The organism is Isosphaeraceae bacterium EP7, from assembly GCA_038400315.1.
Classification (GTDB): Bacteria; Planctomycetota; Planctomycetia; order Isosphaerales; family Isosphaeraceae; genus EP7.
The window spans coordinates 5528665-5551873 of the sequence record CP151667.1 but is presented as its reverse complement, the minus strand read 5'-3'; the positions used below and the strand labels follow the sequence as shown (position 1 = coordinate 5551873).

Genomic DNA, 23209 nt, shown 5'->3' with positions numbered 1-23209 from the left:
CGGGGAACGTGTCACGGATCGACTAAACCTATTTGGGGCCGCGTTTTTTCGTCAGCCCCCTCACGGCCTCGAAAAGCATATCGGCGCTCAATTCGTGTCCGTTGCCTGACGCCATTTCCACCAAGGTCTCCCAGTTCGCTAGCGGGATGCCCCTCCTTTTCCACCTCCTCACCACGTCTTTGTTCGCCAGACGCATGCGGTAAGCGATTTCGCTCTCGCCTCCGCACATCTCGATTATTCTCTCTACCGTCATATTTTTCATAACCCATTGGTTGACATCTTCGGTTGAACTGTGACATACCTTGATGGGTAGAGTCAACGACGGAGATTTATGCAACCAGATGAAAGAGAACACTTTACAGCTCAAGAAGAGGCTGAAGCTACCGATCGACGCCCTGTCATCGAAGAGGGGATCTACATCGGCCTGCCTGAGGATACTTACCACGCGGCCGACGGGCTCTCGAATAGCGGGATGAAGCACCTCGCGGTGTCCCCGTTGAACTACTGGCACCAGAACCTGAACCCTGCGTGCGAGCGTCGAGAGACCGACGCCCTGAAGTGGGGGCATGCGGTGCATTGCCGCCTGCTAGAAGCTGAGCGCTTCTCTGGTGCCTACGCGGCGAAACTCTCGAAGGACGATTACCCTGGCGTCCTCGTTACCGACGATGACCTGAAGGCCTGTCTCGTCGAGAACGGCCTTCCGACCACGGGTAAGCGGAAGCAGGAGCGCATCGACCGTATCCGGGCTTCTGGCATCGACGCCTTGATCTGGGATGAGCTCGTCGAGGCGCACGCCGGGGAGACCGCTGGGAAGGTTTTGGTCACTGCTCAAGAGATGCGTCACCTCGACCGGATTGCGGAAGTGGTCCAGGGCAGTGCCCACGCTCGCAAGTCTCTTAACTCCGGCCTCGCCGAAGTCTCGTTCTTCGTCCGCGACCCATCGACCGGGGTCATGCTGAAGGCCCGGATGGACTACGTGCGGCACACGCACACCGTGGACTTGAAGACGTTCTCGAACACCCGCGGCAAGTCGACCGAGCGGGCGATCTTCGACGCCATGTTCTACGAGGGATACTACGCCCAGGCGGTGTTCTACCACTACGTCCGGGAGATCGCCCGGCTGAAGCTCGGCGCGAGCAAGATCCAGGTCCACGGCGATTACACGAACGAGTGGTGGAGCGGTTTCGTCACGAAGGCGGACCACTACTTCGAGTTCCTGTTTATCGAGTCCGACGAGCCTTTCGACATGCGGCCGATCGTGCTGCAACGCGAGGAATACCCGAACGCGGAGCCGAACGCCTACTGGACCGACGGGGAGCTTCGCATCTCCGCGCTGATCCGTCGCTACGCGGAATACGTCGAGCAGTTCGGGAACGAGCCGTGGCGCGAGTCGCACGAGCCGCACGTCCTTCTGGACACCGACATGCCCCAATTGATTTACAACGGAGGAGCTTGGGATCAATGACAAACACAACGACAGAGAAGACCACAGCAGAATTCGAGTTCGTCGAGCGTGCTCGGCGGGAGGCAACACCGCTGCTCATCGGCCTGGTCGGGCCGTCGGGCGCGGGGAAGACGAAGAGCGCGCTCCGGCTCGCCACGGGGATCCAGAAGGTACGCGGCGGGAAGTTGGTCGGGATCGATACCGAGGCCCGGCGGATGCTCCACTACGCGGACGAATTCGACCTGACCTACCTCGAATTCAAGCCGCCTTTCTCCTCCCTCCGCTACCTCGCCGCGCTCAAAGCGGCAGCGGAGAAGGCCGAGGGCGGGGTGGTTATCGTCGACTCGATGTCCCACGAGCACGAGGGCGAGGGCGGCTACCTGGAATACCACGAGACGGAGCTCGACCGCCTTGCCGGGACCGACTGGAAGAAGCGGGAACGGATGACCTTCACGGCCTGGATCAAGCCAGCCCAGGACCGCCGCCGCCTCATCAACTCGATCCTGCAGATGAACTGCGCGTTCGTCTTCGACTTCCGGGCCAAGGAGAAGCTGAAGATCGTCCGCGGCCAGGAGCCGATCCAGCTCGGGTGGCAAGCGATTGCGGGTGAGGAGTTTGCGTTCGAGATGACGGTCCGCTGCCTCCTCCAGCCCGGGGCGAACGGCGTCCCCGACTGGTCGGAGGAAGGGTTCCGGAATGGGGTGCCCAAGCGGAGCGAGATCCACCGGCCGCTCATCCCTGACGGTGCACAGTTGAGCGAACAGATCGGCGAGAGGCTCGCCCAGTGGGCCAAGGGCACGCTCCTCGGCGCGGCCCTGGTCGCGCAGGCTCGGGCGGTCGCCGAGCAGGGAACCGCTGCGTATTCCGCTTACTGGCAGACGCTGAGCAAGCCGCAGAAGACCGAGCTGGCAGGGCAGCACGAAGCGAACAAGGAGCTCGCCCGACAGGCGAAGAGCCGTCAGGAGGAGCCGGAGGAAGCTGAGGAGACCTTTGAGCTAGCCGACGCTCCTCTGTGAGCGCCGAGGACTTCCGCCGCCGGGCGACGGCCAGAATCGAGGCCCGCCAGCGAGGGGCCGTTCCCGGCTGGGAGCGGCTGTCGCCCGACGACGTGGAGGCGTACCGGCGAAGCGTGGACAGGGAATACCAACGGATGAGGGAAGGGAATGAGGTACGAGAAGAAAGGCACGACCGTCTGGACCGGCGATGAGAAGGTGAAGCGGGCAGAGAGGCGGGCAGTGGCACTGCAGGCGACGCACGAGCAGAGGAACGCGCTCAGGCGGCAGGCTCCGAAGATTGTCGAGCTGGAGCGGACGTCGAGGAAGAATTTCGAGCTCGAGATGAAGGCGAGGAACCGGTGCGAGCCGGACGGCGTGGACTGGTGGCGGCGACACGAGCGTGCCCAAGCCTGGCACGAAATCGCGACGATGCTGTGCGAGGCGAAAAACGTGGAGGGTCATGGACGAGACTAACGCGCTCAATGAAGCCAGGAAGCTGGTCGAGAAAGGCTGGTGCAAGGGAACTTCGGCTCGGAACGCCGCCGGGGAACCCACGGGGACGACTGACGTCGATGCCGTTGCCTGGTGCCCTTATGGGGCGATGGGGGCCATCCCCGGCGCCTCATTCATCAGAACCACGGACCGTTATCGCAAGTCGATCGGACGGTTGGCGATCAGCAAGTGGAATGACGAGCCCGAACGGACCAAGGAGGAGGTGCTTGCCGCCTTCGACCGGGCGATTGAGTCGGTTGAACCATGACGACCTGGCGACGCATCTCCCCCTGGGGACATTCGGAGACGATGCGGCGGTTGAAGAGTTTGCAGAACAAAATGAGGAACCATGCCGAGAATTTTGAAAACGAGCGCCGAGGCGATCGACTTCTGCAACAAGCACCGAGGGAGGAGGGTCCGCGACCGTAACGGGCTCCAAGGGTGGATCAACCCGCAAGGACAGATTCTAGTTGCGTCTGGAGTCCTCTCCGGAGGTCAATTCTTCGTTTGCACTGCTGCTCCGTTCTCTGCTGAAGACGAGCCCGGCAACGAGGAGCTACCCGAGAGCGTAAAGGAGGCGATGAGCAGGGAGGTATTCAACCCCGACGGCCCACACGCGCATATCCTCACCGCCCTTTGGCGCGAGGTGTCCAAGCTGGTGCGGGAGGGTGGCAAGTGAAAGACGAGCTAGCAGAGTTGCGCGCGTGGGTAGAACAGAAGCGGCGGGAGACATACCCGCATGAGATTCGACATCTGACCTTGCTCAGTACACTTCATCGCATCGACGAGATGATCGCCAAGCGTGAAGTGTCCACCGAATCGACACGTCCCGAGGATATGTCGAAGAAAACGGCGAACGTCGACATGAAAATCTCTGTGCTGTCCACTGCCCAAGCGGAGGAGGCACTGCGGCAACACCCTGGCACCTTGGAGGCGATGAACCGTAACGGTCTGCGATGGCGATACAGTGACGGCTTTGAGTTCTGGTCGACCGCGGACGGCGGCTGCTGGCAAAGCAATTTCATGACAATGGAGTGTCTACCTGCGGACTTCGAGCCGTATACGATTACCCGCTCTGGCCGGACTCACCCCGCACCCGCGGAGAGTAGCGCGGGAGAGATGCCCGAGCTGCCAGAAGCAATGGCGCGTTACTGGAGCGTTCAGCCGAGCAACAAAAGCGGGCCGCTGCATGACCGGATTCTGTTGGCGGAGGTGCGCAAAATTGCGGACGAGCGGATCGCGGCGGCGATAGAAACATCGGAGATAGACAATCGAGCCGCGGTTGACATGGTTCGTCAAGAGATCGCGGCGGCGCTGAGAGGTGCGTCCATCGAGGTTACCAACCCCAACGGCGAGAGCATTCTACAAGAACGTATCCGCATCGTTCCGGGTGACGCATGACCCGCCTAGCCGCCCTGTTGCTCCTGCTGAGTCTCGCTGGGTGCCAGGTGCTTGGTACAGCCGTTACTTCCTGCGACCGCCGAAGCATCGAGGGAGTTGATTGCGTGGTCTGCAGTAACCGCGCGAGTGGAAGCAGCGGTGTGAGCTGTAACTGGAGCAAGCCATGAGAGCCCTAATCCTCCTAGCCATGCTCCTCACCTCCTGCGAGCGAGAACGAGAGGCTGAGCCGTTGCGGTTCGGCGATTACGGGATGGAACGGGGACGCATCACTCAAACGACCCACGGCCCGAACAGTCCGAACATTTATTGCGGCGATGGTGAGAACGTAGTGGTTCAGTCTGCTGATGGGTCAGTGTCTATCCGATGCGGGGGGAAGCGATGACACGAGCTTTGGTCGTCTTCACCTGCCTCTATGTGTTGCTCCGCCACCCGCTGTTCTGGGGCGACGTCCTGTGGGCGGCAAGGGCTGGCGAGTCTCTCGTGTCTTCGCTGGCCAAGGCAGAAGGATCGGAAGGGCCGGAGCGCTGCGTCCCCAGGCTGGGGGCTCGCGGTTGGGAGCTCTGCATCAACGGGAGTGCCGACGAATGACCATGCTGGTAATCGCCGTCGCCGCGGCCGTGTTCGCGGCTTGGAGGGTGAGAAGGTGAGCTCGAGGCCCTTGCGAAAGCCCCTCGCCCTGTGGAAAGCTGAGCCCAACAACGACGGAGGGGTATGAATCTGAACCCAGTTCGAAGCCGGTGACGTCCAAACTCTACCGGGAGCTCGGCGGCAACGTCGTCCTGCAGCACGGGGCGACCGCCCTGCGATTCTTCCCCAAGGCCGGCGGGGCGATCCTCCAGGCGTACCGGGACGGGTGTCCGCCCCTCCTTCGCGAGCACGCGGGCGCCGCATTCCAGACCGCGTTCCGGGTCGGCGGCAACGATCCGACCGTAGGCGGCTCGAACGCCTCGATGGGCAATCCGATCGCCTGCTTCGGCATGCCCGAGACCCAGCGTTACAACTACACGGGCCGGGAGACTCTGTTCGACACCTTAAACTACGTCTATGAAATCACCCAGTTCGCCCCGTTCTACTGGTCCTCGGAGGACTCGGTCGACGACGCCCCGGCGCCCAACGCAGACGGCTCTCGGACCGGCTGGTTCACCTCGTACGACCCCGGCAGATACACGAACGACGTCAACAGCTCCTCCCGGCCGATCATCTTCGAGGGGAGGCCCGGCTGCGAGTCCGGCCTGTTCTTCGTGGGTGACGAACGCACGCTCGGCCAACCCTTTGGGGAGCGGCTCGCCGAGATCCAGGGCGGCCGCTTCGCTCTCAAGATCCGCCCGTCGTTCTTCACCGCCCATGCGAACGCCTTCGCGGGGGTCGTGTTCCGCAAGTCCGTGCCTCGGGATGCGAGGACGAAGGACGACGCCTATCGGGCGCCGGGGATCCATTTCAATTTCAATCGTGCCGGGGGGTGGGAAGCCCTCAGGAGCGACGGCAACGGGCCGCAGGTCTCGCTCGGCAAGGGCCAGTTCTCGATCGTCAACACGGCGAGGCTCAACTCCGCCGGCGGGCTGCCGATGGAGATCCAGACGCACAACGGCATCCCCGGCCTGTTCTGGGTGATGATCGACGGGGTCGAGGTCGCGAGGGTGTTCGACCCCGCCAAGCTCTCCGGCCCGCACCTGGGCGTCTTCGCCCAGACGCCGACCGGCGCGATCTCCTTCAACGACCGCGCGCCCTACCACGTCGGCGTCGAGGTGGTCAGCCGGTGGGCGGCGACGTTCAACGGGATCGTCTCGGATATCCGGGTCCGGTGTGCTCCCGGGGTCAACGAGCCCCACAAGTTCGACCGGGCGAACCTCCCGGCCGCGTTCCTGAGCTGGGAGACGTTCCCGCCGGGCGACAGGCGGGTCTACGCGGTCTCGAGCGCGAACGACCGGACCAACCTGCCGCCCGGCGTCTCCTACCTGCTGAGCGGGGCTTATGGCTACTGGGCGGGCAATTCGGCGGGGACCGCGGGCCTCTACTCCCGGTCGCTCGCCACCGTGGACGGCAAGCCGTCGTCAGGGGCCCACATCATGCTCGACACCAACGTCCGAGGGGAGTTCGTCACGATGATCAATCCGCTCCCCGAGGGCGTGGTCACCGAGGCCAGCGAGCTTCGGGTCCAGACGATCTGGCAGACGAGCCTGTTCGACTAGAACGGGCGAACGTTCGCCGGGTTGGCGTAAAACGAACCCCATGCGAAACTTGGGGCATCCCAAACCCCAGACCATGGGAGGGCGAGCATGATTCCGAAATGGGGCTACCGGGTGGTGAGGTGCCGGGAGGGGACCTTCGAGTTTCGGGAGGTCTTCTGCGACGATCGGGGCCAGGTGGTCAAGATCGCGCCGGCGGCGGCGTCCCCCAAGGGCGAGAACAGGTCCGACCTTCTCCGGGATCTTGACGCAATGCTCGGAGCCTACGCTTCCGATACGCTCGACGAGGCTGATGGAGAAGCGTAAACCTGCGGAGGGCACGATGCTGGACGCACGGGGCAAGCCGCTCTACGAGGCGGGGAACACCTGGGCGAGGGTCACGACTTTTGAGTATTGCCCGAACTGCGGCGACGACATCCTGGCGACGCGCGCCTGGGAGACTTCCTGGATGGAATGCCCCGCGTGTCTGAAAATGTTCTCGGTGAAGAGCCCCAGAATCCTGAAGCGAGTCAAATGAGCCTGAGACTGCTGATCCAAACTCTTCGCACGAACCCCGATCAACTCACGACGTTCGGTGCCGTCGCCAACGACCTCGAAAAGCAGATCGCCTGCTCGGCCGTGACTCCCGAGCAGGCCCAGTACATGTCGGGCGTCGCGATCGGCGTCGCCGCGCACTCGAAGACGCTCACCGACCACGCGATCGCCGAACTCGACCGCGTGCTCCGCGAGCACGTCCGCGAAGAGCTCGCCAAGCTCCGGGCCGAGATGCTTCCCCATATTGCCCAGTAGGTTCGAGATGGGCGAAGCTGAGCTCGTGAAGATCAAACGACGTCCGCTGACCGACCACTACATCCTCGTCGAACGCAAGCCGCTGCCGTGCGTCGACTCCGAAGAATGGCAGCGGTGGATGAGCGGGCCGCGCGAGCAACGCCTCGTTGCCTGCCATAAGTTCCTCGACTACACGATCGTCGAGACCTACTTCGTGGGCTTCGACGTCGCGCCCAATCAATCAAATCGCCCGCTGGTGTTCGAGACCATCGTGATCGGAGGCCGAATGAACGGCATGGTGGAGAACTACTCGACGTGGAAGGACGCGGAGAAGGGCCATAAGCACGCCTGCGCCCTGGTCAAGGGCAGTCTGCATTGAGATGCCCAAAGTGCCAGCACCCGAAGAACTTCGTCACCGACAGCCGAAAGAAGCTCAGGACGATCCAGAGGACGCGGGAGTGCCAGAAGTGCTCGGCTCGCTGGTCGACGACCGAGATCCTGGTCCATGCCAGACGCTCCGTCAACTCGAGCAGGCTGATGCTGATCCGCCGGCTGCAAGCGACCCAGCGGGAAATCTCCGAGACGATCGAGAGGCTCCAGAAGGCCCCGACGATGCCGGTGGCACCGTCGAGGCTGAAGAACGGTTAGTGCAGCTCGTCGCGGGTGAAAGTCGTCCCCGAGTCTGAAGTGCTGCTCGTGCAAATCGCCGCCGAGTCCGCGTCGTTCTTGAGCGTGAACGTCGTGGCGGTCTGCGTTATCTTGTTTCGCGCCAACGTGGTCACGAATCTCAGCATGTCGGGGAGCGTCGCGGGCCACGCAAGGCACGCGGTCGGCTCCGCGTAGGTCGCGGCCAATGCCGAGAGTGTCGCGTTCAACCCAGTCCCCGAAGTCACCGCCGTCAGGATCGCATCGCCCGAGGTCGAGCCCCCGGTCGCCTTGATTCCGTTGCCGGTCGCCCCGCCCGTCGACTGGACGCCGGCCCCGGTCCCCTGACCTGCGAGGGCCAAGCCGTGGCCGTTGCCCCCGCTAGAGGCGAAGCTCGCCGCGTTGCCGCTCGTGTTCGTCCCGAGGAGGGCAGAGCCCGAGGTCGTGCCGCCCACGAGGTTCATCCCCGCGCCTGTCGTCCCTGCAACCGCCCTGATGCCGTTCCCGGTACCTTGGCCGGTCGCCACGAGGCCGCTCCCGGTCGTGCCGCCAATCAGGTCCATTCCGGGCGATGAGCCCACGCCGATGCCGTAGAAGCCCGGAGAGCCCGACGCTTGCGCCTCGGCCCGTAACCCGGCGCCCGAGCTCGCCCCACCGAGAGCGAAAAGCCCCCGACCCGTGGAGCCGCCCGTCGTCAGGATGCCGCTCCCGCTGCCTTGACCGAGGGCCGAGATCCCGCTGCCGTTCGACCCGGTGGAGTTCGCCACGATCGCCGAGCCCGTCGAGTTCACCACGTTGAGCTGCTTAAAATACACCGTGGCGTTGTTGCCGCTGAGGTCCCCGCCGTTCGCGTACTGCACGTTCGCCGCGCACCCCGCGTCTGGCTGGATGATGTACTTGTCGCCGGGCGCCACTAGAGCCGAGATGTCCTTGAGGGTGACGATCGTCTCCCCGGTGTTCGTGGAGTCCACGATACAGCTCCGGGCCTGGACGAGCCCGTTGGGGTCGTAGACGACGATCGCGAAGCCGTCGTTGAACTGGTCGTCCGCCGAGACCCGTGCGGTGGAGAGGCCGAGGGTCGTCGTCGACTCGCTGACCAATGCCCCGTCGTACAGGTTGGCGACGGCGTTCCCGTTCCAGCTCACCACGTTGCAATCGGACCCCGTGGCCACGCAGACCGATTCATAGCCGGGCTTCGGGAGGATCATCATCGAATAGAACGACGCGGCGGTATCGGTCCAGGTGCCGCTCAGCACGGTCTTCTGGATGGTCCCCCCGAACGGCTTCAGAGGCAGGGAGTTCGAGTCCGAATCCCAGTCGAACCTCCACGGGCCATAGGCGTTCGACGAGGTGTCGGATTGCGTGGTCTCGCCGACCGATATCCGGTAGGTCGATCCCGCCGTCAGGGTCTGCGTGGTCGTGAAGCAAAGCGGGATGTAACCGCGTGCGACGAGCGGAGCCGTGGTCGACTGGGTCGTGGCGATCGGCGTGGTCGAACTGCTGTCGTAGAGCCGATAGCGGATGCTCCCGGTCGGGGTCCCGGCGGCGGTCCCCACGTTGAAGGCCAGGCAGTCGAACTGGATGTTCCCGGTCCCCTGGACGGTGAACTTGTTGCCGACCTCGATCGCGGAATAGACGCGATCGGCGGACGCGATCGGGTTCGTCGAGTGGTCGGCGTTCGTGTAGGGATAGCCGATGTAGGTGTTGTCGCTGAACTTGATCCGGTACGCCGCGGAAGCGGTCCGCTCGAACGAGGTCCAAGTGGTTCCGCTGTCCCCGGATTGCCTCCAGGCAGCCCCGAACCGGCCGAGCCCGGTGGTGCCCCACCCTCCCATGTCGACGCCGATCGAGCCCTCGGGCATTGCGCGGAGCGAGTAGTTGCCCGACGCGTTGGTGTTCCTCGCGACGAACCAATATTGCGTGCCCCCGGTGACGGCCTGCGAGAAGGTGAGCCGCTTGACACCGACGGAACTCGCGTCGAACGTGACGTTCGCCAGCGAGGCGTTCGGGGCCCCGGCGGTCGTGCTGGTGTAGATGTCGAGCCGGCCGTCTGTCGTCCCCCACCCACTCCCGGAGACGGCGCTGACGTAGACCGAGATCTCGGTGATCGTCTTCGACTGCGGTGCGAGGAAGCCCATCGCGTCGTAGATCGAGGTGCTGCTCATCGCGCGGTCGGTGACCGCAGGGCTCGAGCCCGTTACGAGCGGGGTCCCTACGAACTGCCCGACGGCCTGGCCGAACGCGGGGGTCGCGAGCAGGAGAATGGCGAAGAGCAGCTTGATCGATTTCATCGTCCGTGACCTCGTGGGTTTCTAGCTTTGTATGTCCCGGCCCCTCCCGTGCCCGTGGGCGTCGCAGTGGGTGTGGGCGTGGGCGTGGCCGTCGGGGTAGGTGTCGGCGTGGGTGTTGGAGTCGGGGTCGGCGTTCCACCCGCAAACGGATCGGATGAGCCCCAGCCTTTTGAACTAATGAAACTCGCGTTACCTTGGTCTGAGTCGTCAACGTAGAGATTGAAGGTACTGGCTTCGGTGTTGTTGATGACTCCGAATATCGCATGGCGGCCGCCGCCGGCAGAGACGGACACCCAAGAATAGACGCCCGCTTGCGCCGTTGTCGCTTCGTCAAGAAGCCAGGTGCCGTCGAAGTAAAGCGAAATTTTATCGCCAGTGGCGATGTGCATTTCAAGCTCATGCCAAGCATTCGTCGTGAGCGCGACGCCCGTGTCTGTCTGGGTGTATGTCGCGTCGTTTCGGTAACAGACACCAAGATTCCCGTTTGTGAGGCGGCAGGGCGCGACATAACGATCGTAATTGGTCGTTAAGTGGTAGGCTGCAAAGCCGCTTGTGGGCACGTTCGTTGTGTATGCGTTCGTTGACGGCCAGTACTGCCAAGCATGAACCACTGCCCGGTCATAGGTCGAGGCTGGCGTATAGAGCGGGCTATAGACACCGCTACCGCCTGCAGCTGGGGCCGCGGCGAGCAGGGAGAGGTCTGCCGTTGGTCCAGAGCCAAGAGGGCAGTTGTTGATGTATGTGCCGTGCTGCTGAGCGCTCGAGAGCGAGCCTCGTGTGCGCCAGTCGATGAGCGGAATACACTGCGCCGCTACGTCGCCTGCTGCGCCGGTCTGCCGACAATCGGGCTGCTGAGCGCGGCCGATGTAACCTGAATATGAGCATCCGTTGTAATACGATTTTGTGTCTTCAGTCCCCGCCGCATTCATCGGCGAGGGCATACCGATGAGTGTTCCGGTTTTCGAATAGACGAACGAATCGAAATAGATGTTTGGCTTCCAGCTCGGAACACCCATGCCGTAGTAAGAGCGCGCTGCGTAGATATCCGTGAACAGAGAGTTAGTCGCGGTTCCCTGAAAGTTAATGTCGGTATAGTACGCCGTCTGAACGCCGTCGATGAGCACTTCGAACAGTCCGCCCGTGCCATCGTGGATGGTCCCGCCGATCTGCCCGGTGTTCTGCCTGACGCGCATCTCGACTGAGTACCAGTGACCGTTCTTCGGGACCCAGTTGGCGATGTTATTCGATATGGCCGAATTAAAAGCGACCCCCGGACATGTTCCCTCTATGAGCCACGTAGGATTGCCCGCAACGTAGTCGACGCCGACGAAGCCCGCGCAGCTCGTTCCGCTAAAGTTGATGCCTGGGCCGTGGTTGGCGCTTGCTACGTTCGATTGGAGGTAGCCGTCACCGAAGCGCACCATGTATCGCAAGGAAGCGTAATTCGATGGTGTGGCCGCGCTCTTGTTGGTGTAGCCGGGGCCGGTGCTCCCCGCTTTACCCGAGCCATAGATACATCCCGCGCCCGTCGGCGGAGTGACGGGACAGGTTGGGCTGATTTTGAGGTCTTCAGTGTATCCGTTGGTGGTGATCGAACCGAGCCCGTTGTTCGTGGCGCATCCCGCTTCTTGTCCCGTGGTGCACCCGGTGGCGGTTTCGAAGTCAAGACAGAAGTCGATGTCGGCACGCGGGCTCGAGCCGCCCGGGCAGATGGATTCCGGAGCCGCAGCCGCGTTCTCGACGAGCCACGCCTGATAGTCGGACTCATCGCCGCAAGAGACGAGGGAGCTGAGAAGGAAGATGACGGCTCGCCAGCGGATCAATCGGGGAACTCCACGCCAATGAGCAGTAATTTCTCGGGGAACTCGGACGGCGTGCCGTCGTCCAGGATCAGGCCCAGCGTGATGTCGAACCGCTGGCCGATCTCCACCCCGGTGCACACGAACGACACGTCGGTGCCGGCGATGGTCGGCTCGGTGTCCCCGAGGATCTCCTCCGCGTCGGCGCCGCTGTAGTGGTTCGCGGCCGAGACGGTGTGGCCGCTCGTCGCGAAGCCCACGCCCTCGGGGAGCAAGCCGTCGTAGCCGATCGTGAACGTCTTCGTCTGGCCGGGCAGGATCTTCTGTACGGTGGGGCGGGCCATGGTCTAGAGCCTCCCGCGAGCCGTTCCGGCCACCCGGTGGCCCCGGATGCTTCCCCCTCCGAACCTACCGCGAGTCACGTGTGTCGCGACCCCTGTCCCCAGCCCCTCGAACGGGGGCCTCGCGGTGAACGCGAGTTGGGCCCGGTCTCCGGCGTCGATCCTGCCGTCCGGATTGGGCAGCGACGAATAGGCCCCCGGAAACAGGGGGCCGGAGCGGCGGGTCTTGACGGGGTTCCTCGGCATGCACGCATTATCGCCGCATACGGGGGCGCTGCCTATATGCGAAAAGCATCGCCCACACGCGGCGGATCAGCCAGGCGAGCGGGATGAGCCGGTCGCTCGAGCCCTCCGCGTTCTCTCTGGCGTCCTCGCGGAGCGTCATGAGCTCAGTAGTACTTTTCGATGTCGGGAGGCGGGACGGTGGCCAGGGCGTCGCGCTTGGCCTCGAGGACGGTCGCGGTGTTCCGCTTCTTCAGCCAGGTCGTCAACGCGCCGACGGCGATACCCACGGCGGCGCCGGCGTATCCCTTCAGGTAGAGCGGAAGGAGCGAGATGATCAGGACCCGGACTTCTTCGGAGTGCTCCTGTAGGAACTGGGAGAGGAAGCCGCAAAGCGCGATCCACGCCCCGCCCAGTAACACGTTGAGCGTCTTGCGCCACGCCGGGACTTCGTCTTTAGGAGGCCCGAGGACCTCGGCCGCCGAATCGACGACCTTTACAGGACCGGAGGTATCAACGACGACTGCTTCTTGGGGCATAGCTCCTCATAGGCTTTCTGCGACTGGATCAGGTGCTCGTCGACCGACTGCAGGAGCTTGACCGGGCATTGGTTGGTCACGGGGTTTCCGAAAACCGGGCTGCACCCTGACAAACCGACGGCGAGTAGGAGTCTGATCCAGTTCATGGGGCCATGATGCCACGGCTATTCGAGGACGTCTGTAGGCGATTTGAGCCGTGTCAACGGTGCATCTCGAGGCTTGCCACCTCGTGGGCTCGAATCGCGGCAAGCAACCGCTCTGCCGGCCTGGGATTGTTCACGGTCGTCACGGTGTCGTTGTCGTTAACCGAATCATTGGTCACTACCGTGCTGCCGCAGTTGGCGATGATCACCCCGGTCTTGAGCGCCCCCGCTTGGTTCAGCCCTACCGGCTCATCGACAATCTCGGACACGTCAACGTCTTCTTCCTCCGCGGCTTCAACGATCTCGTCGACCGCTTCGAGGTCCACCGCAACATCGCCGCACTGCGTGACCAAGACCGGAGTGGGTTGAGGGGCGGGAGCCGCAACAACGGCAACCTCATCGTCGTCACCGCCGCCACCCCCGCCGCCACAGGAACACAGGAGCACAAGGCAATATGCCGTTAACACGCGATTCATCACTTTAGCTCCTGTGTGGTGCCCGCGGTGTTGCCCGCAGTTCGATTGTCCATGGAGGCGCCGGGCGCCCATGGGGCAAGACTAGCGCGGATCACCTCCATCAATCTACTCCCCAAAGGGCCGTCGGGGCCTCACGCCGCCGTGGCCGTAAGCCAGGACGCCGTTAGGAAGTCCCTCATTCCTTGTGTTCCGATGTAGAGGTTCTCTCCAGAAACTCGATTTTAAGGGAAAGGACGTGGACTCCGTTCCAGAGGTCGTGGTTTTGTCCTCGGAGATAGAGGATATCTTTCTCCATTGCGTCGAAAGCGCTGCCGATCCCCTTAAAAGCTTCATCGTTTTGACGGACGTAGCGATGGAGAGACCAAGTAATAAAAGCGCTAATGCCTGAAAGTACCAGACCGATAGCTGTATTAAAAACGACGTGTCCATACTCACCCACATTCGCTCGCCCTTTTCAGGTGCCGTTTAATCTGAGCCACCGTCCTCCGATCCTCCATTCCGCCTTTCCAGCAAGGTAACGCGCTCTGTTAAGGCCGCAATCTGAGCTTCCAGGTCGAGCGTCTTACCCGAGTCGAGGCTAACACGTTCTTCTGCCTCCTGGAGGTCGTCTTTTTCCTCGGGAAGCCTGAGATGTGATCTGAACACGTCGCCGACCCGCTTGGCGTCGTACCCGAGCCGCTCCTCGAAGTCGAATTCGATCGCCTTTACCGCGCCGCCGTCATCGTAGCGCACGAGCCAGCCGACCTCTGGGAATCCCGCGGCCTCGAGCTCCTGGTTGATCTTCTCGTGGTTGATTCGCCCGGAGAGCTCCGAGGCTTCGACGGATTGCATCACGATCTCCTTTTCCCGACTGCGAACCAGCTGTAGCTGTTGGCGAGGTAGAGCGTCCCCGATCCGCTCGTGCGCTGGACCTCGATCTTGAAAATGTGGCTCCCCGCGGCAAGGTCGAAGACATGGACGCTGAAGCTTTGTGGCATGACGAGGCCATTGGACGCGAGGATGCCTGTGGACCTAAGCGGGTAGCTGTTGCCGATCGTGACCCCGTCGACCGTGAACTTGATCGCCCCCGTGCAGGTCGCGTCGTCCACACTGTAGGTGAGATTCGAGTTCCAGATGATGTAGTCGTCGGCGGCGACCGCAAACGTCTTCGAATTTGCGGCGATGAACGTCGTGCTCGCCGTGGACGCCGCTCCCGCGCTCGAGGATTGGGGCTGAATAGGCAGCTTGTTGAAGATGTTGATCAGCTCGTCGACGTTGATCGTCGCGCCGTTGAGGAAAGTCGAGCCGTCGAGAGATGACATGAGGCCTCAGGTGAAGGGCGAAATCGTTTCTATGGTGAGCGTCATCCAGGCCCCGGACTCCTCGATCTCCATGACCTGGCCCTCGAGCGTCCCTCCCATCCACATTAATACAGGCGTGCCCTCGTGGTAAGCCACGATGGGGGCCCCCGCCTGGTGGGCCCTGGCCTTGAGCGAGGTGCCGTCGACGTGCGCGAGCCCGGTGTGCTGGATCTGGACGGCCGAGAACAGGTCGAGCGAGGCGAAGAAGTCCCGGCGGGGGACGCGGAACGTCGCGCGCTTCTGGAGGGTGGAGTACCGCGAGCAGTAGTAATTCTGGACCGGCTGGGCCCAGGTCGCGCTGTCGTAGAAGTTGAAGACCGGGGTGTGCTCCCGTCTGCCGTAGAGCGCCTGCGACGCCGCGCACAGCGACTGGAAATACCCGTCGCCCGACGCCGACTCGTCGGGCGTGATGTAGAGCTCGTTCGAGAGCTTCTCCTTGGGGTTGAGCTGGTGGAAGTCAGTCTCCGGCGGCTGGTTGACGGGGTCGCGGAAGTAGAGCTGGTGGAACTCGTTGACCACCTGGGCGTAGTCGCGGTCGGCGACGCTCAGCAGGTCGAAGCCCTCGCGGTGCCGGGCCTCCGAGAACCGGGCGTTGAACGACGTGTGCATCGTCGGCGCCTTGACCGAGAGTTTGCCGTGCCGGGTCTTGAAGAACACCAGCCGGGCCTGCCTGCAGATCTCCCGGATGAAGTCCTTGGCGTAGACCTGGTTCTCGAGCACGATCTGCATCTTGAGCCCGCCGGGGTACTGGGTCTCGAGGACGGTCCCGGCGTTGGCGAACGCCGACAGGTCGACATCGGCGGCGGACACGTCGTCGCCGACGCCGAAGTCCGGGTCGAGGAGCGTGAACGTGATGAGGTGGGTCGGCCGCTCGATGATGGCGTTCGGCGTCCCGGTGTAGGTCCCCGAGCCGTCGTCGGCGATGCCCGAGACGCAGAGCTTGAACTCGAGCCCCTCGTCGAATTCGAGGTGCGTCTGCCCGCTGCCGAGGTTGATGGTCAGCGTCTCCAGCGACTGGAAGCTGTAGAGCTCGGCGCTGCCCGCCGACGCTACCCAGTTTGCCGAGCCTTGCGCGAGGTAGAAGTGCTCGAGGTCGAACGCGGTGTCGTTCTGGATTACCCAGTTCGGCGCCTCCTCCCGCGAGGTCGAGGTTCGCTTGTCGCGGGCGTAGTGGTGCTTGCCCGCGGAGGACACATAAGAACACCTCGCGAAGTAGGTGTTCCCCGTGTCCTTCGTGAAGTCCAGGATCGTCATGTAGGGCACGCCGGGCGCCATGACCAGCGGCGGCTGGAGCTGCCAGTAGTTGAGCTGAGGGAAGCTCAGGATGTTCGTGCTCATCACGTCGAGCAGGGACGTGCGCAGGGCGGAGCCCACCGGGTTGTAGGTCGCGCCGCCGTCCGCGCTCTCCGCCTCGTAGACCTCGACCCGGGCCTGGCCGTGGACGTTGGTGAGCGTGACGGCCTTGGTCGAGTAGCCGTAGCCGATAAACGGCGAGATCGACGCGGAGTTCGCGGCCGAGGTGAGCTTTCCCGACCCCGAGCTGCTGTCGCGTAGTCCGGTCGGCTCGGTCAGGTCGAAGCTGCCGCGGAGCCCCTCACGGAACTCGTCGGCCATCTCCTCGTGGAGCACGGGCGTGCCCGAGTTGTAGAGATTCGTGATGTCCACGCTCGTCAGGAGGCGACTCCAGACGCGGACGCACATGATCTTGCCGTCGAGGCCGGGGTCGCCGTAGATGTTCGACCCAATCGAGAACGGCCCATCCCGGTTCATGTACCTGTCGGTCGCCACGACGGTGCCGTTCCCTGAACTGCCCGACGAGCCGTTGTCCTCGTACTTGATCGTCGTCGTGGTCGGGACCTCCAAGATCTCGAAATTGTCGCCGTCGAAGTCCGAGCTCGAAGCCCCGGTGACGGTGAGCGCCGCGCCCTTTTTGAAGCCGTGGGCCACGGTGGTCGTGAGCGTCGTGATGTCCTTGGCGTTCCGGGAGAGCCCCGAGCCCGAGACGGTCCTCGTGGTCGCCGTCAGCTGCGTGACGGCGGCCCCCGCGTTGACGTAGATCGCCATGTTGCCGACGTCGGGATCCGGCGCCGGGTCGTCGTTGTCGTTCTGGCAGATCACGTGGTACCAGACGCCTGTCGTCGCCGCCGTGCCCCACGACACCGAGCGGGAGATCTCCTCGCCCGAGCTCGAGATGCCGAAGGTGATCTTGTTGGCCGAATTGAGGTAGACCACCCACTCCAGGGTCTTCGACGCGATGTCGCCCTGCCGCATGATGATCCGGTCCGCCACGGCGTAGAGCGTGTCGAAATTCACCCAGAATTCCACGGTCATGTCGTGGTTATTCTGGCTGAGGAAGCCCGGGTTGTCGGCGTTGAAGAAATGCTGGCCGTCGATCAGGTCCGCGCACCTCGCGAGCTCGTTGGCGAGGAGGTACGCCCGGATATTCACGAGGATCTTCGAAGCGTCGGAGGCCGGGGCGTAGACGACCGCCCGCGACCAGCGGGAGAGGTCCCGCGCCCAGTTCGGGGGGTCGACGTCGGGGTAGGAGATGAACTCCCCGAAGCCCGCGGCACTGCCGGTGGATTCGAGCGCCACCTCAACCCACGCGGCTGGGTTCAGGTCGGTGTACTGGTTCTTGACCAGGATGCGCTCGAGCGACTTGTTCGGGTGGTTGGCGAACGCCCAGCCGCTGAACAGCTTGGCCGACGGCAGGGAGCTCACGATCCCGGAGTCGAAGAACGGCGCGTCGATGGCGATCCCCTCGCCGGCCGTCGTGCTCTGGCCGAAGACGATCGCCCCGTACTTCCCCTTCCACTTCTCGTCCAGGTTGGCGAGGATCGTCGAGTCGAGCCGCCGGGAGACCTCCTTGTCCTTGAACAGCACGTCGCCGCAGCGGAGCGTCAGGACGCCCGCGCCGCCGTCGTACTGGGTGTCGATCACGCGGAGCGTCTGCCGGATGTTGTCGGCGTCGACGTGCGTGGTCAGCGACGCGCTCACCGAACCGGAGTCGAACGGACCGCGGTAGGTGAACGCCAGGTGGGCCCGGTCGCCCGAGCTGATCGAGCCGTCGGGGGTCGGCAGGGCGGCGTGGACGCCTCCCCAGAGGGGGATGGACCGCCGGAGGGCGGCGGGGTCGCTGCCGGTCAGCGTGCCGTCAGACACGGGCTTCGCGTAATACCGGACTTCGCAGTAGGCGTTGTGGATCTCGTGGGTCTGCAGGAGATCGAAGAACGTCTTGCCATACTCCGAGAGGTGGCTGTCGGCGTAGATCTCGATCGACACGTCGTAGTCGGTGCGGAAGTAGACGTCGATGCCGCGCTTGACCACCGGCGACGAGACGAGCAGCGGGTAGCAGGCCGGGCTCCCCGGATAGATGGTGCCCGCCGGCCAATAGTCCAGGGCGAAGTAATAATCTACGCCGGCTCCTCCGGCCTTGGGGAGCAGCGTGAGATTGCAGACTTCGACGTCCAATTCGGGGAAAAGTGAGCTCAATCCCAGTGCCTCAGTCTGAAGAAACTCAATTCCAGTGTCCAGTAGCCCTCGACATACGGCGTCGCCGAGAACCCGCCGAGGATCACGTGCTCGAGCTTCCACGGCCAGATCGCCTGCTCGGCGTCGTAGAGGAAGAACGGCCAGTAGAAAAGGTTGGCGACCGCCCGGAACGACACGAGCTCGGCGTGCGCGACGCCCTCGAAACGGAGCCCGAACTGCTTCTCGACTTCGTATTCCATGCTCCCGTGCATCACCTTGCGCCGGACGCCCGGCTCGAACGTGCTCGTCGCCACGCCCAGCGAGGGGTCGGCGTCCGAGAAGCTGAATCCGTGGGACCCGTAGATCTTCGAAACCTGGGTGGCCTCGCTGCCGGTTAGGGCGCCGGTCAGGATGCCGATTCCGCGAAGGTCGGCGGGGGAGCACTCGACGACCAGGTCCTGCTGCCGGGGGCCGATGAGATCCGCCCTGACGAGCGGGTTCTTGTTGAAGCCGGCGATACTCGACCAAGCGCCCGAGCTGTCCCGCTGGCGGCCGAGGACCTGCTGTGTCGCCTTGGTGAGCAGCCAGTCGGCGCGGGCGACCACGACGTGGGTGATCGCCACGTCCTCGTCGTAGGCGTAGCCGATGCCCGCCGACCCGCCCGATGTCGAACGCCAGCCGGTCGAGCGGGGCCCGGTCATGATGTGCTTGGACGCGAAGCCCTCCTCGGCGGACGTGGCCCCGGTCGGCACCTCGATCGAGTCGGCTGCGACTCCTGCGTGGTTGACGAGGAAGGTCAGGGCCATTGGCGGAGCTCCCGGACTGTGAACGAGAGCTGGTAGAGGTCGTCGAACGCGGCCAGCGTCTGGTAGGCGGTGACGATCCCGTGGAGATTCTTGTGGTAGATCGAGTGCCCGTCGGGGTCGTAGACGAACATCGGCTCAGACAGGAGGTTCGGGATCGCCTCGAACGCGTCGACTTCGGCGCGGGTGAGCTGCTCGACGAAGAAGTTCCACTCGGTGTCCACCAGGAACGTCTGCCGCCGGTACTGGTGGCGGCTAGGGAACGGGAGGATCTGAAACGAAGGCGCCGTGTGGTGCACGAAGCTCAACCCGTTCGACACGAACAACTTGTAGACGTCCTTCGTATAGTCGGCCGAATTCAGGCTGAGCCCGATCGCCTGCTTGCCGGAGAGCGCCAGCGGCAGAACCCAGTCCTGGGCTCGGGGCCCGACAAGCGTCGCCGAAAAGCTGGCCGACGAGAATTCGGTGTTCGATGCCGACGGGTAGTTCGACCAAGAGAGCACGCTGACGCTCTTCCCGGCGTGGCGGTCCGCGCGGGCGAGGACGACATGGGAGCACCCGAGCCCGCCGGCCTTGTTGACGAGCACGATCCGCCGGGCTCCCGAATCCGACGAGCTCCACGCCAGCGACCGCGGACCGCCGATCACGTTCTCCAGCCCCGCGGTATCGCCGGTCGCGACGTTCGAGGCGTCGGTGACGGTGATCTGGGCGGCGTCGTGCCAGACGTTGTTGGGGAGGAGCACAAGCGTCATGTGGCGGCACGCTCGTTGAGGCTCTGGTCCGAGCCGCCCGATGAGGCCGCGCCGTCATTCGCGTTGCCGAGCTGCTTGATCGCCCGGGCCGCACGCTCCGTCTCCTGGGTGAAGCCCCGCATGGCCTGGGTCGATCTGCTGATCTGGGTCGTCGTGTTGCTCAGCACGCGGGCCGTGGCGGTCCCGGCCTCGGCGGCGGTGTGGCTGAGGTCGCTGAAAGCGCCGTTGGCGTCGACGAGGGCGCTGTAGAGCGCGTAGACCAAGTCGGGGTTCTTCTCGATGGCCGCCGCTATGTCATCGAACGAGTCGACGCCGATCGCGCCGAGCTTCTCGAAGAAGTCGCCGATGTCCGACTGGCCGATCGAGTCGAAGTAGCCGACGATTTCTTCGGTCGAGTCGAACCCGGCCGCGGCCAGGGCCTTGAATTCCAGCTCCAGCCCCTTGAGGGCGGTGCGCGGCGAGTCGTCGCCCTCGCCGTCGATGTTCTTGCCGATGATGGCGAACGCCTCGGCGATCGAGTTGGGGCCGACCAGCGCCTCGGTGGCCAGGATATTCAAGGCTTGAAGATCTTCGCCGAACGCTTGGGCCGATAGCTTTCCGTCGAGAAAGGTGTCCGAAAGGTTCTTCTTAGCGTCTGCCGCGTTGAAGCCCAAACTGTCCATGAGCGAGAGCGTATTCGCGATCACCTCGTTGAAGTTGTCGGCGTCGCTGGTTGCGTTCGCAAAGATCGCGGCGAAGTCGTTCGTCAGCTTCTCGTCGCCACCAGAGACGATCTGAGCGAGCGGGTTGGCCAGCCCAACCGCGAAAGCTTCCTTCGAGCCCTTGGGTTGATCAATGTTGAATTTCTTATCGTCGAGAGTGAGAAGGCCGTTGATCCCCTGGAATTTGGGAAGGTCTTGTTTTCCCGCCTGGCCGAAGAGTTCGAGAATCTGATCGATCCCTGCCGCCCGGCCTTCTCGCTCTTGTGCGAGCCTCGGGTTCCCACCAAGGCCGAAAGCTGCATACGCCGCGAAGGCCGTCTGAGAGATACCGGTAACGTCGCCTGCGAAGTAGGTCTGCGCGCCAGCTTTCCCGGCATCGCTGAAGCTCTTGTTCGATTTGTCGAACTCCTTGATCGCGTTATAGGCGATGACCCCAGCGCCCGCGATCGCGCCAACGATCCCGGCTTGGACGAAAATGGTTGATGGAAGCGTTTCCGAACCAATCGAGCCGGCCACTTTTTCAAATCCGGTCCCGGTGACGCCGCCGCTTCCGGTGACGCCGCCGAAGGGACCATCGCCCCCGGCAAGTCCGCCAAGCTGCCCTCCGAGCCCGCCTTGAGCGAGCGCCCCAGCCGCAGCCGTGAGCGCCGCGGCAGATCCGTCGAGCGCCGTAGCCGATGCGGTGAGTTGGATGCCGGGAGCGGAGAAGAGGTCTGTCAGGCCCTTAACCCCGCCGCCCTCAAAGCCGAAGGTGGCGGCAATGGACTGGCCGAGCCCTTGGGCGGAGCCCACGTTGGACAGACCAGTCAACCCGGCGGATGACGCAATGTTGGCCGCGATCTGGCTCGCGAAACCTACGGCGACCCTCTTGAGCGCGTCCTTCAGCGTTTGCTCGATGCTTTGGGCACTGCCGTCGATGCTGGACGTGAAGATGTCCGCAAAGAAATCGACGGTCCCCTGAAACGCTTGCTTCGTGGCCTCTTCGAGCTGCTTGGAGAATTCGTAGGTCGCCTCGGCTACCTTCGAGTCGGTGATTCCCTGGATCATCCCCTGGACGGTCGCGTCTCCGAGCTGATCTTTGTATTTCGTCTGCAGCTCGGTGGTGACCGACGATCGAAACGCGGTGATGTACTTATCGAATGCTGCAGTCGCGTTCTGTGGGGAAAAGCTTTCGCCGAATGCCTTGTCGAGCTGGTCAGCGAGCGGCTTCAGCGTGTTCGCACTGGTGGACTGCGTCAGCGTGTTTCGCAGGTCGTCCTGGACCGCGAGCAGCTTCTTGGCCGCCTCCTCCGCCTTTTTATTCGCCTCCTCGCTGGTCTTGCCGAAGTCGGTGTATTTCTGCCTCAGCGCCTCCGTCGAGTTGCCGGTCTTATCGATCTCGGTCTTGATCTTCGCGGTCTCGGTCGCCGCCTTTCCGGCCTCGGCCTCGAGCCTCTTTATCTCGTCGGTGACTTCCCGGATCTGCTTCTGGCCCGCCTCGCTCTCGCGGAACGAGATGTCGAAGTTCGAGGAACCGGTCTCGAGCGTCCTGAGGTTCTCCTTCGCCCGAAAGAGCTGGGACTGGATGCTCTTCCCGAAGTAGGCTTCGCTGAGCGTGGCGGCTTTGGCTGCGGCGTTCGAGATCGCGTCGAATACGGCGACCACGCCCGACGCTTCGTTGATGTATTGGGAGATCGTGTCGAGCGTGTTGTTGAACGAGACGCCCAGCCTCTGGACCGCGTCGCCAGCGGTCTCCGTGCCGCCCGCCACTTCACCGCTCTTCTTGACGATCTCGTCTAGGATTGCGATTCGGGCGGCTTCGAGCTTTCCGGCTTCGTTGAGCTGCTTGGCCGTTATTCCGATCGATGCCGCGAATTCCTTCTCCGCCTTCGCGTTATCGATCTGAATCCCGTATTGCTTGAGGAGCTTCTCCTGGCCGGTGACGAGGGCCCGAGTCAGGTCGTCGAGCGCGACCTTGGTGTTCTTCCCGAAGGCGTCGCCGAGCGCGTCCGCGGCTTCGGCCACCTTGTTGAACTGCTCCGGCTTGAGCCCGGAAGCGAGGGCCTCGTTCGCGGCCCGCATCAGCTCCGTGTCGCTCAGGAGCCCCTGGGTGGCCGTGCGGAGTTGTTGGAGCTCGTTCGACGCGAGAGAACCCGCTGCCGACTGGAGGGTGCCGAACGCGGCGGATAGCTCGCTGACGCCCTGGCCGCGGTTGATGACGGCGACCAGCGAATCGAAGACAGTCTGGACCCCGTAGAATCCCTTCTTGACCAGTTCTAAGGAGCTATTCAGCTCGGTGAAGCTCTGCTTGGCCTTGTCGGTGCCCTTGTCGAAGCCGCCGCCGCCCTTTCCGAGCGAGTCGTACTGGTCCTTGAGTCGCTTCAACGCGGCCTCGGTTTCGCCCGTGTCCAAGCGAATCTT

The 23209-nt window shown here is 63.5% G+C and carries 26 protein-coding genes; 13 read left to right on the top strand and 13 right to left on the bottom strand.

The genetic code is table 11. From position 1 onward, the window contains the following. Nucleotides 1-28: 28 nt before the first annotated feature. Nucleotides 29-481: a hypothetical protein gene (locus EP7_RS21685; protein WP_463524233.1), complete on the bottom strand. Its 453-nt coding sequence runs from the start codon at nucleotides 479-481 to the stop codon at nucleotides 29-31. A gap of 6 nt (nucleotides 482-487) precedes the next feature. On the opposite strand from EP7_RS21685, the gene EP7_RS21680 reads away from it, so the two are divergent. The 13 genes from EP7_RS21680 (at nucleotide 488) to EP7_RS21620 (ending at nucleotide 7934) form a co-directional block, all read left to right on the top strand. Beyond that, nucleotides 488-1465, top strand: coding sequence for an SAP domain-containing protein (locus EP7_RS21680; RefSeq protein ID WP_463524232.1), 978 nt, complete (start codon nucleotides 488-490; stop codon nucleotides 1463-1465). Beyond that, nucleotides 1462-2460: an ATP-binding protein gene (locus EP7_RS21675; RefSeq protein WP_463524231.1), complete on the top strand. Its 999-nt coding sequence runs from the start codon at nucleotides 1462-1464 to the stop codon at nucleotides 2458-2460. Before EP7_RS21680 ends, EP7_RS21675 begins: the two co-directional genes overlap by 4 nt. A 147-nt stretch (nucleotides 2461-2607) precedes the next feature. Then, entirely contained in the window at nucleotides 2608-2913 is a 306-nt protein-coding gene (locus EP7_RS21670; RefSeq protein WP_463524230.1) for a hypothetical protein, read from the top strand. Further along, on the top strand, nucleotides 2900-3199 hold the full coding sequence (locus tag EP7_RS21665; protein WP_463524229.1) for a DUF6197 family protein: 300 nt from the start codon (nucleotides 2900-2902) through the stop codon (nucleotides 3197-3199). Before EP7_RS21670 ends, EP7_RS21665 begins: the two co-directional genes overlap by 14 nt. An 81-nt stretch (nucleotides 3200-3280) precedes the next feature. Beyond that, the gene (locus EP7_RS21660) at nucleotides 3281-3610 is read left to right on the top strand and encodes a hypothetical protein (RefSeq protein ID WP_463524228.1); all 330 of its coding nucleotides are present in this window, start codon (nucleotides 3281-3283) and stop codon (nucleotides 3608-3610) included. Further along, nucleotides 3607-4332 (top strand): hypothetical protein, encoded by a 726-nt coding sequence (locus tag EP7_RS21655; protein ID WP_463524227.1) that lies wholly within the window; start codon nucleotides 3607-3609, stop codon nucleotides 4330-4332. Before EP7_RS21660 ends, EP7_RS21655 begins: the two co-directional genes overlap by 4 nt. Before the next feature lie 378 nt (nucleotides 4333-4710). Further along, complete coding sequence (locus EP7_RS21650; RefSeq protein ID WP_463524226.1) at nucleotides 4711-4920, top strand: hypothetical protein; 210 nt, start codon at nucleotides 4711-4713, stop codon at nucleotides 4918-4920. A 149-nt stretch (nucleotides 4921-5069) separates the two neighbouring features. Further along, entirely contained in the window at nucleotides 5070-6521 is a 1452-nt protein-coding gene (locus EP7_RS21645) for a hypothetical protein (protein ID WP_463524225.1), read from the top strand. Nucleotides 6522-6608: 87 nt separating this feature from the next. Further along, nucleotides 6609-6824, top strand: coding sequence for a hypothetical protein (locus EP7_RS21640; protein ID WP_463524224.1), 216 nt, complete (start codon nucleotides 6609-6611; stop codon nucleotides 6822-6824). A 16-nt stretch (nucleotides 6825-6840) separates the two neighbouring features. Beyond that, entirely contained in the window at nucleotides 6841-7035 is a 195-nt protein-coding gene (locus EP7_RS21635; RefSeq protein ID WP_463524223.1) for a hypothetical protein, read from the top strand. After that, the gene (locus tag EP7_RS21630; protein WP_463524222.1) at nucleotides 7032-7307 is read left to right on the top strand and encodes a hypothetical protein; all 276 of its coding nucleotides are present in this window, start codon (nucleotides 7032-7034) and stop codon (nucleotides 7305-7307) included. Before EP7_RS21635 ends, EP7_RS21630 begins: the two co-directional genes overlap by 4 nt. Nucleotides 7308-7332: 25 nt before the next feature. Then, the gene (locus EP7_RS21625) at nucleotides 7333-7665 is read left to right on the top strand and encodes a hypothetical protein (RefSeq protein ID WP_463524221.1); all 333 of its coding nucleotides are present in this window, start codon (nucleotides 7333-7335) and stop codon (nucleotides 7663-7665) included. Continuing rightward, a complete protein-coding gene (locus EP7_RS21620) occupies nucleotides 7662-7934 on the top strand; it encodes an NrdR family transcriptional regulator (RefSeq protein WP_463524220.1) in 273 nt (90 codons plus the stop codon). The genes EP7_RS21625 and EP7_RS21620 overlap by 4 nt, the downstream gene beginning before the upstream one ends. Here the strand turns inward: EP7_RS21620 and EP7_RS21615 are convergent. The 12 genes from EP7_RS21615 to EP7_RS21560 form a co-directional block, all read right to left on the bottom strand. Further along, nucleotides 7931-10222, bottom strand: a complete 2292-nt coding sequence (locus EP7_RS21615; protein WP_463524219.1) for a hypothetical protein — start codon at nucleotides 10220-10222, stop codon at nucleotides 7931-7933. The genes EP7_RS21620 and EP7_RS21615 overlap by 4 nt on opposite strands. After that, nucleotides 10219-12045, bottom strand: coding sequence for a hypothetical protein (locus tag EP7_RS21610; RefSeq protein ID WP_463524218.1), 1827 nt, complete (start codon nucleotides 12043-12045; stop codon nucleotides 10219-10221). Before EP7_RS21610 ends, EP7_RS21615 begins: the two co-directional genes overlap by 4 nt. Beyond that, nucleotides 12042-12365 carry a hypothetical protein gene (locus EP7_RS21605; protein ID WP_463524217.1) on the bottom strand — a complete coding sequence of 108 codons (324 nt, stop codon included), beginning with the start codon at nucleotides 12363-12365 and terminating at the stop codon, nucleotides 12042-12044. The genes EP7_RS21610 and EP7_RS21605 overlap by 4 nt, the downstream gene beginning before the upstream one ends. A 386-nt stretch (nucleotides 12366-12751) precedes the next feature. Then, a complete protein-coding gene (locus EP7_RS21600; RefSeq protein WP_463524216.1) occupies nucleotides 12752-13006 on the bottom strand; it encodes a hypothetical protein in 255 nt (84 codons plus the stop codon). Nucleotides 13007-13080: 74 nt separating this feature from the next. Then, nucleotides 13081-13203 carry a hypothetical protein gene (locus tag EP7_RS21595; RefSeq protein ID WP_463524215.1) on the bottom strand — a complete coding sequence of 41 codons (123 nt, stop codon included), beginning with the start codon at nucleotides 13201-13203 and terminating at the stop codon, nucleotides 13081-13083. Between the two features lie 119 nt (nucleotides 13204-13322). Continuing rightward, on the bottom strand, nucleotides 13323-13742 hold the full coding sequence (locus tag EP7_RS21590; protein ID WP_463524214.1) for a hypothetical protein: 420 nt from the start codon (nucleotides 13740-13742) through the stop codon (nucleotides 13323-13325). 465 nt (nucleotides 13743-14207) lie between these two features. Continuing rightward, the gene (locus tag EP7_RS21585) at nucleotides 14208-14573 is read right to left on the bottom strand and encodes a hypothetical protein (RefSeq protein WP_463524213.1); all 366 of its coding nucleotides are present in this window, start codon (nucleotides 14571-14573) and stop codon (nucleotides 14208-14210) included. Then, nucleotides 14573-15043 (bottom strand): hypothetical protein, encoded by a 471-nt coding sequence (locus EP7_RS21580; RefSeq protein WP_463524212.1) that lies wholly within the window; start codon nucleotides 15041-15043, stop codon nucleotides 14573-14575. Before EP7_RS21580 ends, EP7_RS21585 begins: the two co-directional genes overlap by 1 nt. A 6-nt stretch (nucleotides 15044-15049) precedes the next feature. Further along, nucleotides 15050-18574, bottom strand: coding sequence for a LamG-like jellyroll fold domain-containing protein (locus tag EP7_RS21575; protein WP_463524211.1), 3525 nt, complete (start codon nucleotides 18572-18574; stop codon nucleotides 15050-15052). After that, complete coding sequence (locus EP7_RS21570; protein WP_463524210.1) at nucleotides 18571-19359, bottom strand: hypothetical protein; 789 nt, start codon at nucleotides 19357-19359, stop codon at nucleotides 18571-18573. Before EP7_RS21570 ends, EP7_RS21575 begins: the two co-directional genes overlap by 4 nt. After that, entirely contained in the window at nucleotides 19350-20108 is a 759-nt protein-coding gene (locus tag EP7_RS21565; protein WP_463524209.1) for a hypothetical protein, read from the bottom strand. Before EP7_RS21565 ends, EP7_RS21570 begins: the two co-directional genes overlap by 10 nt. Continuing rightward, a complete protein-coding gene (locus EP7_RS21560; RefSeq protein ID WP_463524208.1) occupies nucleotides 20105-23200 on the bottom strand; it encodes a hypothetical protein in 3096 nt (1031 codons plus the stop codon). Before EP7_RS21560 ends, EP7_RS21565 begins: the two co-directional genes overlap by 4 nt. Between the last annotated feature and the right edge of the window lie 9 nt (nucleotides 23201-23209).

Coding starts and splice junctions, on each gene's coding strand:
- EP7_RS21635 (WP_463524223.1), top strand. CDS start 6,841: ATGCTGGACGCACGGGGCAAGCCGCTCTACGAGGCGGGGAACACCTGG.
- EP7_RS21585 (WP_463524213.1), bottom strand. CDS start 14,573: ATGCAATCCGTCGAAGCCTCGGAGCTCTCCGGGCGAATCAACCACGAG.
- EP7_RS21590 (WP_463524214.1), bottom strand. CDS start 13,742: ATGAATCGCGTGTTAACGGCATATTGCCTTGTGCTCCTGTGTTCCTGT.
- EP7_RS21640 (WP_463524224.1), top strand. CDS start 6,609: ATGATTCCGAAATGGGGCTACCGGGTGGTGAGGTGCCGGGAGGGGACC.
- EP7_RS21670 (WP_463524230.1), top strand. CDS start 2,608: ATGAGGTACGAGAAGAAAGGCACGACCGTCTGGACCGGCGATGAGAAG.
- EP7_RS21675 (WP_463524231.1), top strand. CDS start 1,462: ATGACAAACACAACGACAGAGAAGACCACAGCAGAATTCGAGTTCGTC.
- EP7_RS21570 (WP_463524210.1), bottom strand. CDS start 19,359: ATGGCCCTGACCTTCCTCGTCAACCACGCAGGAGTCGCAGCCGACTCG.
- EP7_RS21660 (WP_463524228.1), top strand. CDS start 3,281: ATGCCGAGAATTTTGAAAACGAGCGCCGAGGCGATCGACTTCTGCAAC.
- EP7_RS21580 (WP_463524212.1), bottom strand. CDS start 15,043: ATGTCATCTCTCGACGGCTCGACTTTCCTCAACGGCGCGACGATCAAC.
- EP7_RS21665 (WP_463524229.1), top strand. CDS start 2,900: ATGGACGAGACTAACGCGCTCAATGAAGCCAGGAAGCTGGTCGAGAAA.
- EP7_RS21565 (WP_463524209.1), bottom strand. CDS start 20,108: ATGACGCTTGTGCTCCTCCCCAACAACGTCTGGCACGACGCCGCCCAG.
- EP7_RS21650 (WP_463524226.1), top strand. CDS start 4,711: ATGACACGAGCTTTGGTCGTCTTCACCTGCCTCTATGTGTTGCTCCGC.
- EP7_RS21615 (WP_463524219.1), bottom strand. CDS start 10,222: ATGAAATCGATCAAGCTGCTCTTCGCCATTCTCCTGCTCGCGACCCCC.
- EP7_RS21630 (WP_463524222.1), top strand. CDS start 7,032: ATGAGCCTGAGACTGCTGATCCAAACTCTTCGCACGAACCCCGATCAA.
- EP7_RS21605 (WP_463524217.1), bottom strand. CDS start 12,365: ATGGCCCGCCCCACCGTACAGAAGATCCTGCCCGGCCAGACGAAGACG.